The organism is Chlorobium sp., from assembly GCF_049593655.1.
GTDB lineage: Bacteria > Bacteroidota > Chlorobiia > Chlorobiales > Chlorobiaceae > Chlorobium.
In genome coordinates this window covers 91,143-105,665 of the sequence record NZ_JBAWHG010000044.1, presented here as the reverse complement: position 1 = coordinate 105,665, position 14,523 = coordinate 91,143, and the positions used below count along the sequence as shown (strand labels likewise).

Sequence of the window (14,523 nt, the reverse complement as noted above, 5' to 3'; positions counted from 1 at the left end):
CTTCGTCAGGATACGCTGCCCGAAACCCTGCAGCTTATCTTTTCGTCTGCCTTCACCGGTCAGGCGGCTCTTGGCGGTTTCGCCGGCGCCGGAGTGAAGGAGGCCATGCGCTTCGGTATCGCTCGCGGCCTTTTTTCCAACGAATCGGGACTCGGCAGCGCGCCCATTGTCGCCGCGGCCGCCCAGACCAGCCATCCGGTGCGTCAGGCACTGATCTCCTCCACAGGAACCTTCTGGGATACGGTCGTGGTCTGCGCTGCAACAGGCATCGTCGTTGTCAATTCCGGCATGTGGCAGAGCGGGCTGAAAGGGGCGGAACTCACCAACGCGGCCTTCAACGAGGTGCCCTATATCGGCAACGCCGTCCTTACCTTCGGCCTGCTGACCTTCGTGTTTTCCACCATTCTCGGCTGGTCGTACTACGGCGAAAAAGCCATGGAGTACCTGTTCGGCAAGCAGCTGGTCATGCCCTACCGCTGGGCCTGGGTGGCGGCGGTCATGGTTGGATCGGTCGCATCGCTGCACGTGGTCTGGACCTTCGCCGACATTGCCAACGCGCTCATGGCCCTGCCGAACCTTGTGTCGCTGCTGGTGCTGAGCCCTGTGGTCGCCGCCGAAACGAAAGCGTATTTCGCAGGGAAAGCCGAAAGCTGAGATTCTCTTGCATTCGCGCTTGAAGGCTTTGAAAAAAAATGCTATAATGCCACGGCTTTTCCCTGTTTGACTATATAACCAATACAAGACACCCGTTATGAATTTTAATCCCTGGCATCATGTTGAGGTAGGAGAAGATCAGCCGAATATTGTCAATGCCATTATCGAAATTTCAAGAGGCAGTAAAACCAAGTATGAACTGGACAAGAAGACCGGCATGCTGAAACTCGACCGGGTGCTTTTTTCCTCGGTTTTTTATCCTGCCAATTACGGTTTCATTCCGAAAACGCTCGGTGACGACCATGATCCGCTCGATATCGTGGTTATTTCGCAGTGCGATATCGTGCCGATGTGCCTGGTGAGGGCGAGAGTGATCGGCGTCATGCGCATGGTCGATCACGGCGAGGGCGACGACAAGATCATCGCCGTTGCCGAAGACGATGTGAGCATGAACGGTATCAACGATATCGATCAGCTTCCCCCTTACTTCAACTCCGAGCTGCAGCACTTTTTTGAAGAGTACAAGGCTCTCGAGCATAAAACCGTTCTCGTCGAGCAGTTCCAGAATGCCGAAATCGCCCGTCAGAGCGTGGTGCATGCCATCGACAACTATAACAAGGTTTACGCATAGGCGGCTTCGCTTGAAGATGTCCTGAAGCTTTCTGGACTTCGCTGCACATTCCTGTTCAAGACCGATAAGGGCGCTCCGGTGCCCTTATCGGTCTTTTTTATGGCCTGCGGTTCCGGTCCATCTTGACACCCCTCCGGGCGGGTAAAACGAACGAACTGCAGACTTGAACCGTTTGTAGTGTAACGTTGCAGATTCCTCAAGTTCGGACTCTCTTGACTGTTGAAAATCAGCGGTTATGAACAGTGAAATAGCTCCCGGAAAATATCTTGTTCAGCAGGGCGGGAAGGTAGACCTTTCGGCATCTCCCACCCTCGAACCTCCCCTCTACTCCTCAAAAAAAGAGTACAGTAACGTGCTTGAGCGGCAAGTCAGGCAGCTCAGTGACATCCAGCAGCGGCACTATGCCGACAACCGCTATGCGGTACTCCTGATTTTCCAGGCCATGGACGCCGCCGGCAAGGACAGCGCGATCCGCCATGTCATGTCTGGCATCAATCCGCAGGGTTGCCAGGTTTACAGTTTCAAGCACCCTTCCCCGCATGAGCTCGACCACGATTTCCTCTGGAGAACCAACTCTGTTCTGCCGGAGCGGGGGCGTATCGGCATTTTCAATCGCTCCTATTATGAAGAGGTGCTCATTGTGCGTGTCCACCCCGAAATTTTCGTGGGTCAGGGGATTCCCGAGGTGCGGATGAAAAACGGGGACGTATGGAAGCAGCGCTACCGGTCGATCAATGAGCTTGAACGGCATCTCCACCGGAATGGCACCCGGATTCTGAAGTTTTTTCTGCATCTCTCGAAGGAGGAGCAGCGGAAGCGGTTTCTGGAAAGGATCGACCGACCGGAAAAGAACTGGAAGTTCAGTATGGCCGACATCGGGGAGCGGAAGTACTGGAAGGAGTACATGAAAGCCTATGAAGACTGTCTTTCGGCAACCAGCACCCGCTACGCACCCTGGTACGTCATTCCGGCCGACGACAAGAAAAACGCCCGGCTTCTGGTTTCGCGCATCATTCTCGACATGTTCCAGGGGCTTCGGCTCGAATTTCCCGAAGCCGATGCCCAGAGAACTGAAGAGCTGCGTGAATGCCGCAACATGCTGATGCGGGAGGAGTCCTGAGGGTTCGTTTCCCGATCAGCGCCAACGCCAGTCTGTCATGAACGGTCGAAGAGAGAAAGACTCCATGGGAGAGGTTGTTGTGCCTGCCGAGAAATACTGGGGGGCACAGACCCAGCGCTCGCTCCTGAACTTCAGGATAGGCCCTCCCGGCTCGATGCCCCACGAGGTGATACGGGCTCTGGGGTATGTGAAAAAAGCCGCGGCAATCGCCAATTGCGAGCTTGGGGTACTTTCTCCCGAAAAGATGAATGCGATTGCCCTGGCCTGCGACGAGCTCATTCAGGGGGAGCTGTTCGATCATTTTCCGCTGGTCGTCTGGCAGACCGGATCGGGCACCCATACCAACATGAACGTCAACGAGGTGATCGCCAACCGCGCCCATGTGCTGCTCGGCAAGCGCCTGGGTGAAGGAGAAAGGCTGCTGCACCCCAACGACGACGTCAACATGTCGCAGTCTTCCAACGATGTTTTCCCTGCAGCCATGTACATCGCCGCTTTCAGCGCGCTCTCGTCGAAAACCCTTCCCGGCCTTCGGCGGCTTCATGAGGCGCTCTCGGAAAAAACCGGCGCATTCGGGAGCATCATCAAGACCGGTCGTACCCATCTGATGGATGCCGCCCCACTGACGCTCGGCCAGGAATTTTCCGGTTACGCCGCCCAGGTCGCCCACGGTATCGGCTGGCTCGAAAGCTCCCTGCGGCCGCTTTCCATGCTTGCGCTGGGAGGCACGGCGGTCGGTACCGGCCTTAACGCTCCGGCGGGGTTTGCCGAAAAAGCGTGCCGGAACATCGCATCGCTGACCGGTTATCCCTTTACTGTGGCCCCCAATCCCTTTGCTGCACTGGCGTCGCACGATGCCCTTCTGGGTTCGCACGGAGCCCTGAAACTTCTGGCCGCAAGTCTCATGAAAATCGCAAACGATATCCGGCTGCTGGCTTCGGGTCCGCGCTGCGGCATCGGGGAACTGGTGCTTCCGGCAAACGAGCCGGGATCCTCGATCATGCCGGGGAAGGTCAATCCTACGCAGGCCGAGGCGCTCACCATGGTATGTGCTCAGGTAATGGGCAACGACGTCACGCTTTCGGTAGCCGGATCAGGCGGCATGCTCGAACTGAATGTGTATAAGCCGGTCATGATCAGTGTATTTCTCCAGTCGGCCGAGCTGCTGGGCGATGCCTGTCTGTCGTTTGCCGCAAAATGCGTTTACGGCATAGAGCCCGACAGGGAGGCTATCGACGGCTATCTGTCCGGTTCCCTGATGCTTGCAACGGCCCTCAACCCGCACATCGGCTATGACAGGGCATCGGAAATCGCCCGGAAAGCCTTCCGGGAAAATCTTTCGCTTCGTGAGGCTGCCCTGTCGAGCGGTTATGTTACGGAGGCGGAGTTCGACAGCTGGGTGAACCCTTCGGCCATGACCGGTACCGCTCTCCGTGATGAAAAAAGATGAGTTTTTTTTGTGTCTCCCCGAACAAAATCGCCACTCTTTTTGTTGTGTGTAAAAGGTTATGTGGTTATTGTTCTTTAGGGGTTTTTCCCTTTGTGCAGGCTCTTTCAGTCAGGTTTGAAAGAGCCTTTTTTTCTGCCGCCGCCCGCTCAATCCGTTTGACGTATTCTCCGTTTTTTTTCCTTTACCGAGAAAATTTTGTTTTTTCTGCGTCTCTCCTTTTCTGTCGGCGCTTTCAGTACGGAATGCGCCATCCCCCATCCGTTTTCGGGCATTGCCCAGCGAGGTCGCACCGGTCGAGGAGTCATTGCATCGGGACGTCTCCTTTTGCGCTGCAGTATTCTTTTCTTTTTTCTGCCGTATTGCGACGGATATTTGTTGACAACCTGCAGATTTGAGAGGTAATACTGCATCTCAAGGCGGAAAAACTATTGCGTCAGAGCTGTTTCATCAGAATTCATTTTTTTTCTATATAAAAGTTTTTAAACAGGATAACGGATTTTTCCGGCTGTTTTCGAATTACGCTACAGGCTCTGTTTCTGCCCGGAATTTCTGTGAACGGAGTGTTGAAAAAAATGTGGATAACCTGTTGGTAACTTTTTTCTCCACCCCTTCGAGATGCGTTTTTTGCCGGGGGGCGTTAAAGAAAAAGAAAAGTCCTATATTTGCGGGGAAGAGTGGACGGGCGGGCGGGCGATCCCCGTCCTTTTTTATGATATTTTTTTGCATCTACTTATGATCGAACTCGGAAATGCGGAACTCCGGCGGCGTGCCGCCTGCATCAGGCTGGTCATCTCGGACAATGACGGCGTATTTACCGATAACGGGGTCTATTACGGCGAAGGAGGAGAGGTGATGAAGCGCTATTCCATCCGGGACGGCATGGGTGTCGAGCGGCTTCGGGAGCACGGGATCGAAACGGCGATCATGACCGGCGAGGTGTCGCCGAGCATTGTCCGGCGCGCCGAAAAGCTGCGGATGCCGCACCACTACCTCGGGGTGAAAGACAAGCTCTCGAAGCTGCCTTCGGTTCTCGAGGATACGGGTCTGCAGCTGCACCAGCTCGCCTATATCGGCGATGATGTCAACGATCTCGGCATCCTCGGGGCCATAGTCCCTCAGGGTATTACCGCATGCCCCGGCGACGCCATGCCTTTCGTCGAGCCATTTGTTCACTATGTCGCCCGGCAAAAAGGGGGATACGGAGCCTTCAGGGATTTTGCAGAATGGCTCATTGCCCTCCGGACGGACTCGTCGTTGACGGTCTGAGCCGCATTCAGGCCTCCACAGGCATTTTTTTTACTAATTTTTTCAAGGATTGTATGGCGGAAGTAAAAATCGGAAACAGATATGTCGGAGACGCGCATCCGGCCTACATTATTGCTGAAATAGGCATCAACCATAACGGCTCTCTCGATGTGGCCCGGCAGCTCATCGAAGGGGCGGCTCTTGCCGGATGCGACGCCGTGAAATTTCAGAAACGCACGCCGGAGCTGTGCGTGCCTGCCGATCAGCGGGATATCGAGCGGGATACTCCCTGGGGCAGGATGCGTTATATCGATTACCGGTATAAAGTGGAGTTCGGGCGCGAGGAGTATGCTGAAATCGACGCATTCTGCCGGGAGAAAGGTATTCACTGGTTCGCTTCCTGCTGGGATGAGGAGGCTGTCGATTTTATGGAGCAGTTCAACCCTCCCTGCTACAAGGCCGCATCGGCATCGCTGACCGATCTGGCGCTTCTGAAAAAAACGGCCTCGACCGGACGCCCGCTCATCATTTCCACCGGCATGTCTACCATGGAAGAGATATCCCTGGCGGTAAGCGAGATCGGCGCAGGCAACCTGCTTATCGCACACACCAATTCAACCTATCCGTGTCCGGTCGAGGAGCTGAACCTTCGCGTGATCGAAACGCTGAAAGCCGCCTGGCCGGATATACCGGTCGGGTATTCGGGACATGAGGTCGGTCTTGCCACCACCTGGGCGGCCGTGGCCCTTGGAGCCACCTTCATCGAGCGGCATGTCACGCTCGATCGCGCCATGTGGGGATCGGACCAGGCGGCTTCGGTCGAGATATCGGGAATGAGCCGGCTGGTCTCCAATATCCGCGATATCGAAAAAGCTCTCGGAGACGGCCTCAAGCGGGTCTATGAGGGTGAAATTGCCGCCCGAAGGAAACTCCGCAGGGTGCCGTAGTTCACTGCAGGTTCCGATTTTTTCGGCAAACCGCCGGTGCTCCTGCAGAAGGAGCTTCCTCCGGCGGCCTGCCGGTCCGGTTTTTTCCCGAAGCCGGCAGCGAGGACGGACCTGTTATGGAGCGTTTGTTATATTTCATTCCCTCGCTTAAATTTACCCCTCGATTGCATGGCGCCTGGCGCATGCCCGTGTCTGTGTTTTTTTATCCCGTCGCCGGGATGATTTTTTAATGAATAACCCAACCAGAGTGCAAATTATGACCAGCAACAACGGTTCATCTGTGCAGGAGTTCGAATATAAGGCCGAAATGAAGCAGCTTCTGGACCTCATCGTCCATTCGCTCTATACCCATCCCGAAATTTTTCTCAGAGAGCTTATTTCCAACGCTTCGGATGCCCTGAGCAAGGTGCGCTTCAGCGCTCTTACCGACCAGGATCTTCTGGAGGGAGAGGGCGATCCGGGAATCAGGATCACGGTCGACTCCAAGGAACTGACCTTCGTTATCGAGGACAACGGCATCGGCATGAGCGAGGAGGAGCTGATTGCCAATCTCGGCACCGTGGCAAAATCCGGGACGCTCGGCTTCATGCAGGCGCTGAAGGATCAGCAGCAGGAGCTCGACGGCAATCTGATCGGCCAGTTCGGAGTGGGATTCTACTCGGTATTCATGGTGACCGACGAGGTCACGGTCGAAACCAGAAGCGCAAAACCCGGCTCCGAAGGCTACCGGTGGCGTTCTTCGGGCGAGGGTACCTACACCATCGAAAAGATCGAAAAGGCCGGACGGGGCACCACTATTTCCTTCAGGCTCAAGGAGGAGTCGAAAGAGTTCGCCGAGGAGTACCGTATCGAGCACATCATCAAGAAGTACTCGAACTTCGTCGATTTTCCCATCACACTCGGCGGCAGGCAGATCAACAGCGTGACGGCTCTCTGGCAGCGATCGAAGAGCGAACTGAAGGATGAGGATCTCAACGAGTTCTACAAGTTCGTTGCCAACGATTTTCAGGATCCTCTCGACTACCTGCACGTTTCCGTTGAAGGCATGGTGAGTTTCAAGGCGCTGCTTTTTCTCCCGAAGGATGCCCCGCCGGAACTGCTCTATCGCCAGAGCGAGCTTGAAAACCGTGGCCCCCAGCTCTACGTGAAAAAAGTGATGATCCAGCACGAGTGTCGCGATCTGCTTCCGGAATACCTGCGTTTTCTGGTTGGCGTTGTCGATACAGAGGACCTTTCGCTCAACGTATCCCGCGAGATCGTCCAGTCGAGCCCGGTGATGGCCAAAATTCGCCAGATCCTTACCGGAAAGATTCTCGGATGGTTTGAGGACCTTGCCAGGGAGCAGCCCGAAAAGTTCCGCACCTTCTACAAGGCGTTCGGACCCATCGTGAAGATCGGTCTGAACACGGATTTCACCAACCGGGACAAGCTGATCGAGCTGCTTCGTTTCGAAAGCACGAAAACCGCTCCGGAGGAGTACGTCACCCTCGGTGAATATGTGGCGAGAATGTCGCCTGATCAGAACGAGATCTACTTTCACTCCGGCAGCAGCCGCAGCCAGCTGCTGGCGCACCCCAATCTCGAGTACTTTCAGGACAGGGGTATCGAGGTGCTGCTGCTCAGCGATCCAGTCGATGTGTTTGTGATTCCCTCGATTCACGAGTATGAGAAAAAACCTCTGAAATCGATTGAAAAAGCCGATATTGATTTCACAAAAGCCGCTGAAAAGGAGGGGATCGAGCCGCTGCCGGAAAACCTGCTGCAGCCTGTTCTCGGGCTTTTCAGGGATGTGCTTGGAGAGCGGATAGAGGATGTCGTCGAGTCGCACCGGCTGGTGAACTCTCCGGTAACGCTCGTGAGCGGAAAGGATGCGCTCGACAGCCAGATGGAGCGGATGATGAAGATGATGCAGGCCGATATGCCTGCCGCCAAAAAGATTCTCGAGGTCAACACCTCCCATCCCATTATCCGGAATCTTTCGGGCATGTACATGGCCAATGCCGCCAATCCACTCATCGGAACGGTTATCCTGCAGCTGTACGATGCGGCGCTGCTGCACGAGGGAGGGCTTGATTCGACCACCGAGTTTCTTTCGAGGATGAACGAACTGATCGAGGCGGCAACCCTGCAGCGCTAAGCGGGGCCCGCTGAAGCTTTAACAACTTTTTAACCGGTTGATTTGTGAAACAGAGCAGGGATTTCGATGCACGGGAGGTAGCCGTTTTCCAGAAAAACGAGATCACCGAGCATTTCATCTACAAAAACCTTTCCGGAAAAGTGAGCGGGGTCAAGAACCGCCGCATTCTCAGCCAGATCGCCGACGACGAGCTGCGGCATTACAACGTCTGGAAAACCTACACCCGCAGGGATATTTCGCCCAGCAGGCTGAAGGTGTGGTTCTATACCTTCGTCAGCATGGTGTTCGGTTTTACCTTCGGCATCAAGCTCATGGAAAAAGCCGAGCAGAACGCCCACAATACCTACAACCGGATGCCGGGCAGCTTCAAGGAGATAAACGGCATCATCCGCGACGAGGAAGAGCACGAGCAGGCACTGATAACCCTGCTCGACGAAGACCGCCTCAGGTACACCGGTTCGATCGTGCTGGGTCTCAACGATGCGCTTGTCGAGCTGATGGGCGTGCTTGCGGGTCTGACCTTCGCCCTGCAGAATACGCCGCTGGTGGCCCTGACCGCCTCGATCACCGGTTTCGCCGCCGCGCTTTCCATGGCATCTTCGGAGTATCTGTCCACCAAGTCGGAGCCGGGCGGAAAAAATCCCCTGAAAGCGGCAATCTATACCGGTTTCGCCTACCTGCTCACGGTGCTGGTGCTGGTGACGCCCTACCTGCTTTTCACCGACCTTTACCTCTGTCTCGGCATGGCGTTTGCCGCCTCCGTCTGTATTATCGGTTTTTTCAATTTCTACATCTCCGTTGCCCGGGATCTCTCCTTCAGGAGCAGGTTTTTCGAGATGGTGGGGCTCAGCTTTACCGTTGCCGCACTGAGTTTTGCCGCAGGATACGGCATACGGCTGGCTTTCGGCATCGAGGTTTAGGCCTTTTTTGGCGGAGCGGGGGATCGGTTTCCGGAAGCCCCGTTCAGGGCGACTCTTTCCGGTGCCGCAGGTGGTTCGCGATGCTCCGGTAATCGATCTCGCGACCGGTATCGATCAGGATCTCGTCGGACAGCTCCTCTTCGGAGAGCGGCTCCGCCGCCGCCAGCTGTTTCTGCAGCACCGCTTCATCGGCTTCGGACGGATCACGCCCTTCCCGGAGCCTCGCCTTTACCCGCATCCGGAGTATCGCTTCATCGGCATGAAAATGCAGGATGGTGAACCGGCAGCCGTATTGCCGGGCAAGCTTTCTGAACTGACGCCGCTCGCCCTTTCCGAGAAAGGTGGCGTCGACCAGCACCGCAAACCCCTCTTCAAGAGCTGTTGCCGCTATTTCCGCAAGTCGCCGGTAGGTTTTTTCTGTAAACGGCGCCGTATAGATGTCGATTCCGGAGCAGTTGCTGCTGCGGGTATCGGCAGGGATGCCGGCAAGCCTTTTCCGCTCGATATCGGACCGGATATGAACGGCCTGCAGTTCCAGGGCGATCGCCCCGCCATGCGTGCTCTTTCCACTTCCTGAAACCCCGCAGGTGATCATGAGGTGCGCCGCCGTCGGCTGCGTATAGTGAAAGGCGTGACGCACATAGGAAAGGTGTTCCTCCCGGATGGTGTGCCTGCGCGTTTCGTCCGCTTCCTGTTCGTAACGGATGGCGGTTACCTTTGCCCGTACCGTTGCCCGATAAAGGCTGTAGAAACGAAGGAGGCGAAGGCTTTCGTAGTCGCCTGTCGCTGAAAGCCAGCCGTTGAGGAAACGCCATGCGAGCCCGGTGTTCCCGCTGTGCTGGAGATCCATGAAGAAAAAGGCGATATCGCTTGTTACGTCGATCATGTAGAGCGCGGGGCTGAACTCGATGCAGTCGAAAATCAGCACCCGGTCCTTTTGCCAGACCATATTGCCGGTATGCATGTCTCCGTGGCAGTGGCGGATGAAGCCTCCGGCTTTTCTTTCAAAAAAGCGGGGGGTGAGGCGAAGGTGTTCTTTTTGGACCCACGTCCTGACTTTTTCCAGCAGCAGTTCTTCTGCGCGGCAGGCTACAAGCTCCGATGTATGCCGGAAATTTTCGAGCAGGGGGAGAATCAGCTTTTCCGGACGTCCGTACTCCGAATCCGGATCCGCGGGCGGTATGGCCAGATGAAAAGCGGCAACCGTGTCGATGATGCTGTCGATATGCCGTGCCGTCAGCCGGTTTCCGGCAAGAAGCCTGTCGAGTTCCTGTGAACGGTCGAACTGCCGCATCTTCACTGCATGGCCGATAACGGCGCCATCTCCCCCAACCCTTACGGCAGTGTCTGAACGGGTGATCGGTACGACATCGATATAGAGATCCGCCGCGAGACGCCTGTTGAGGCGCACCTCCTCATGGCAGTAGTGCGCCCGTTTTTCGAGGGTGGAAAAGTCGAGAAAACCGAGATTTACGGGCTTTTTAACCTTGTAGGCCCAAATGCCGGTCAGGAACACCCATGAAATATGGGTTTCCGCCACGGTTATGGCTTCAGTCGGGTGGGGATAGGCCTCCGGCCTGCCCAGGGCTTCCAGAATAGCATCCATTGCTCTGACTCTCTCTCGGGTAACGGAATTTTCCGGGTTGACGGCTCTTGCCGGTAATTAGTCAAATATAACAGCCCTGAAAACAAGAGCGCGCCTGTTTTACCGTTTTTTCTTGCCGGAGTGAGGCCTGGCGAGTGACGTACTTCACTGATGCAGCCGGAGTCCGGATGTTTTAAACAAAAAAAATGTAAATTCAAGGCTTGAAAAGCAGTATCCCCCGATTCTTTTTTTCACCTGTCATCAGGCTACACTTATGATCCATCTTTCCAAGATTCTCTGCCCGACGGATTATTCGGATACGTCGGACAAGGCGGTCAGGTATGCCGTTGAGTTCGCCCGAAAGGTCAATGCGCATGTCCGGTTTCTGCATGTTCAGCCACCTGAAAACATCGCCCTGAAAACCGCAGCGAGCTACGGTCTGAATCTGGCTTCGCAGGAGAACGACGACGTCATTCCCCAGGCCTTTGCGGGAGTGGTCATGGCAGAAAAAAAGAACGGTCTTTCTGCCGATATTCATGTGCTTCGCGGTGAGGCATCAAAAGTGATAAGCGATCACGCCACCGCATGGGGAGCCGATCTGATCATCATGGGTTCCCACGGCAGAACCGGCCTCATGCGCCTCATGGTTGGCAGCGTGGCCGAAGCGGTATTCCGGTCCGCGGATGTTCCCGTGCTGCTGGTGAAGCAGTCCGATTCCGAAAAGACCGCAAACAACTGACCAGCCGGCAGGTCGCCGGTATTATTTCAACAGCATCCATCTTTCCAGTGCCATGAACAATTTCAGGGAATCAATACTCTCGCTTATTACCGAAACATCAGCCAACCTGCCCGGCGACGTGCGCCGGGCCATCGCAAGAGCCATCGACAGGGAGGATCCCGCATCGCAGGCAGGTCTGGCCATGTCGGCCATTTCGGTCAACATCGATATGGCAGTGGACAACGTATCGCCCATATGTCAGGATACCGGCATGCCGACCTTTTTCATCCACTCTCCCCGGGGAGCCGACCAGCTCATGATGAAGCGCGAAATCGAGGAGGCCGTAGCCGAGGCCACGCGCACCGGAAAGCTTCGACCGAACGCGGTGGATGCCCTCAGCGGCAAGAATTCCGGCAACAATCTCGGTTGCCATGTGCCGGTCATCCATTTCGAACCGTGGGAGAAGGATGAAGTCGAGGTGCGGCTGATTCTCAAGGGCGGGGGGTGCGAAAACAAGAACATCCAGTACTCGCTTCCGGCGGAAATTCCCGGTCTCGGCAAGGCCGCACGCGATCTCGACGGGGTGCGCAAGTGCCTTCTGCACGCGGTCTATCAGGCGCAGGGCCAGGGGTGCAGTCCCGGATTTATCGGCGTCGGTATAGGCGGTGACCGCACCAGCGGTTACGAGCTAGCCAAAAAGCAGCTCTTCAGGCGGGTTGACGACACCAATGCGGATGCCGAACTGCAGGCGCTCGAAGAGGAGATTCTTGAAAAAGCCAATACGCTTTCCATCGGACCGATGGGATTCGGGGGAAAGACTACCCTGCTCGGCTGCAAGATCGGCGCCTCACACCGGGTTCCGGCGAGCTTTTTCGTTTCGGTGGCCTATAACTGCTGGGCCTATCGCCGTCTCGGCGTGCTCATCGATCCCGAATCCGGATCGATTATCAGCTGGCAGTTCCGCGATGAGGATGAAATCCGTCGTATGGCTCGGGGTGAAGGCATTCCTCTGACCGGCAGGGAGGTCGTGCTGCAGGCTCCGGTCGGTGAGGATGAGGTGCGCAGGCTGCGGGTCGGCGATATCGTCATCATCAACGGCGCCATGCATACCGGCCGCGACGCCTTTCACCATCACGTCATGCAGCACGACCTGCCGGAGGGTATCGATACCCGGGGAGGCATTCTCTACCACTGCGGCCCGGTCATCATGAAAAACGGGGACGGCAGCTACCGCGTGACCGCTGCCGGTCCGACCACCTCGATCCGCGAAGAACCCTACCAGGCCGATGTTATCGAAAAACTCGGTCTGCGGGCCATTATCGGCAAGGGGGGGATGGGTCCGAAAACCCTCAGGGGGCTTCAGGAGCACGGTGCGGTCTATCTCAATGCCATCGGCGGCGCGGCGCAGTACTACGCGAAGTGCATTCACACGGTAACCGGCGTGGATTTTCTCGAAGAGATGGGGGTTCCCGAGGCGATGTGGCATTTCGAGGTCGAGTCGTTTCCGGCCATCGTCACCATGGACGCGCACGGCAACAGCCTCCACCAGAAGGTCGAGGATGAGTCGATGAGCGTTCTCGGGTCGTTTGTCAAGAAATAACGGTTACACTGCATCAGCGGGCAGGGCCCCGCTTCAGCTGCCGCCGGCAAAGGAAAAGGCCTCTGTGCACAGAGGCCTTTTCCTTTGTTTCGAAAACAGGTCGCGAGCGTTTTTTTCTCTGTCGGTTCCCTTTCGCAGCGGCTTCAGTTTTTCAGCAGTACTTCACAGCCGGGGTGGAGCTCGATGAATCGTTCGATCTCCATATCGGGTACCTGCCCTGCCGAAAGCTCGAGTTTTTCGAAATGTTCCAGATGTATGAGCGGCTCTATGGAGTGTATCGGGGTGTTTGAAATATCGAGTTCCTCGAGGTCCAGGAGACCTGCGAGCGGTTCGACCGAAGAAACCTCCGTTCTCGACACATTGATCTCCCTGAGCGAAACGATGTTTCTGAGCGGTTCGAGACTCGTTATTCCGGTTCTGCTGCAGCGAAGGTATTCGAGATTCCGAAGTTCTTCGAGCGGAGCGAGATCCTGAACACCGGTATTGTTGATCCCCAGCTCGATAAGATCCTCAAGAGCGCGCAGCGCCTCCAGTGAACGTATTTCCGTTTTATAGCAGCTCAGCTTTTCAAGCGTGACGATCGAGCGCAGCGGGGAGAGATCGGCAATCATGGTTTCCGAGCAGTAAAGCTCTTCGAGGTTGAGCAGATTTTTCAGCGGTTCGAGCGAAGTGATCTGCGTGCTCGATACCCAGAGCAGTTTCAGATTTCTGAGATTGCCGAGAGGTTCGAGAGTGGTGATGTCGCAATCGAAAGCATAGAGCCGCTGCAGATGCTGGAGATCGGCAAGGGGATCGAGACTTTCAACCGGCGATTCGTCACAGCGGAGCTGCTGGAGCATGTCGAGCATGCGGACCGGCAGCAGATCGTGGACGCGACGGTTGTCGCAGCGCAGATGGGTGGTTTTGAAAAAATCGAGAATTTCATTTTCGGAGGGTTCCCTGACAAGCTTCAGGGTGCTTTTTACGACCTCTTTCCAGTCGGCGCTCAGGCTGTTCCACCATTTCCTGCGCAGTCCCCCATCTTCGAGAAGCGCAGTTTTCGAACAGGTTGAGAGAAATTCTATTTCCTCGGGGCTGCAGTAAAGGTGGCGGTTTCCGATGTTTTTTGCGCAGCTGTCCCCCTGTACCTCGGGTGCGGTTTCACTCACACCGAGATTTTCGGTAATGCAGCGTGTATACCAGTCGGCTTTTTTTTCTTCGATGTTCCGCTGGTGAATTTCCATGCTCTGCTCGTCCAGAGAGGTGATATCCTCGAGTATGTCGTTGCCGCACCGCGGGCAGACTGCGCTGTCACTGGTGAGGGGAAAGTGGCATACCGGGCAATTGCTGTAGGTGTTCTGTTCCAAAATTCACAAGACGGTTAAGTTTATTGAAGGGAACAGCGATGAGCTAAAGTTTACAGTATAAGAAAAAAAGCGTTACGGTTATATAACCTGTTTCCCCCTATATGGTCTCCTTTTTCGAGAGTGCTTTGCAACTCAAACTATTTGAAAGCTTTCCGCGTTAAAGTAAAAAC

The 14,523-nt window shown here is 55.6% G+C and carries 12 protein-coding genes; 10 read left to right on the top strand and 2 right to left on the bottom strand.

The annotated features are described in order from the left end of the window. The 8 genes from WBP50_RS07320 to WBP50_RS07285 all read left to right on the top strand — a co-directional run. The coding region (locus tag WBP50_RS07320; protein WP_423932878.1) for an alanine:cation symporter family protein at positions 1-654 on the top strand (654 nt) is incomplete at its 5' end. Positions 655-751: 97 nt separating this feature from the next. Further along, positions 752-1,285: an inorganic diphosphatase gene (locus tag WBP50_RS07315; RefSeq protein ID WP_423932877.1), complete on the top strand. Its 534-nt coding sequence runs from the start codon at positions 752-754 to the stop codon at positions 1,283-1,285. A 235-nt stretch (positions 1,286-1,520) separates the two neighbouring features. Continuing rightward, the gene (locus WBP50_RS07310) at positions 1,521-2,405 is read left to right on the top strand and encodes an ADP-polyphosphate phosphotransferase (RefSeq protein WP_423932876.1); all 885 of its coding nucleotides are present in this window, start codon (positions 1,521-1,523) and stop codon (positions 2,403-2,405) included. A 37-nt stretch (positions 2,406-2,442) separates the two neighbouring features. After that, complete coding sequence (gene fumC / locus WBP50_RS07305; protein ID WP_423932874.1) at positions 2,443-3,855, top strand: class II fumarate hydratase; 1,413 nt, start codon at positions 2,443-2,445, stop codon at positions 3,853-3,855. A gap of 732 nt (positions 3,856-4,587) precedes the next feature. Further along, positions 4,588-5,121, top strand: coding sequence for a KdsC family phosphatase (locus WBP50_RS07300; protein ID WP_423932873.1), 534 nt, complete (start codon positions 4,588-4,590; stop codon positions 5,119-5,121). 53 nt (positions 5,122-5,174) lie between these two features. Further along, positions 5,175-6,047: an N-acetylneuraminate synthase family protein gene (locus WBP50_RS07295; protein WP_423932870.1), complete on the top strand. Its 873-nt coding sequence runs from the start codon at positions 5,175-5,177 to the stop codon at positions 6,045-6,047. Between the two features lie 256 nt (positions 6,048-6,303). Then, positions 6,304-8,184: a molecular chaperone HtpG gene (gene htpG / locus WBP50_RS07290; protein WP_423932868.1), complete on the top strand. Its 1,881-nt coding sequence runs from the start codon at positions 6,304-6,306 to the stop codon at positions 8,182-8,184. A 44-nt stretch (positions 8,185-8,228) separates the two neighbouring features. Beyond that, complete coding sequence (locus WBP50_RS07285) at positions 8,229-9,104, top strand: VIT1/CCC1 transporter family protein (RefSeq protein ID WP_423932865.1); 876 nt, start codon at positions 8,229-8,231, stop codon at positions 9,102-9,104. A gap of 43 nt (positions 9,105-9,147) precedes the next feature. Here WBP50_RS07285 and WBP50_RS07280 read toward each other — a convergent pair whose 3' ends face one another. Further along, on the bottom strand, positions 9,148-10,710 hold the full coding sequence (locus WBP50_RS07280; RefSeq protein ID WP_423932862.1) for an AAA family ATPase: 1,563 nt from the start codon (positions 10,708-10,710) through the stop codon (positions 9,148-9,150). Between the two features lie 253 nt (positions 10,711-10,963). Here WBP50_RS07280 and WBP50_RS07275 point away from each other — a divergent pair, with 253 nt between their 5' ends. Further along, the gene (locus tag WBP50_RS07275) at positions 10,964-11,428 is read left to right on the top strand and encodes a universal stress protein (RefSeq protein WP_423932860.1); all 465 of its coding nucleotides are present in this window, start codon (positions 10,964-10,966) and stop codon (positions 11,426-11,428) included. 52 nt (positions 11,429-11,480) lie between these two features. Next, positions 11,481-13,007, top strand: coding sequence for a fumarate hydratase (locus WBP50_RS07270; RefSeq protein ID WP_423932858.1), 1,527 nt, complete (start codon positions 11,481-11,483; stop codon positions 13,005-13,007). A gap of 143 nt (positions 13,008-13,150) precedes the next feature. Here WBP50_RS07270 and WBP50_RS07265 read toward each other — a convergent pair whose 3' ends face one another. Continuing rightward, positions 13,151-14,353, bottom strand: a complete 1,203-nt coding sequence (locus WBP50_RS07265; RefSeq protein ID WP_423932856.1) for a leucine-rich repeat domain-containing protein — start codon at positions 14,351-14,353, stop codon at positions 13,151-13,153. Between the last annotated feature and the right edge of the window lie 170 nt (positions 14,354-14,523).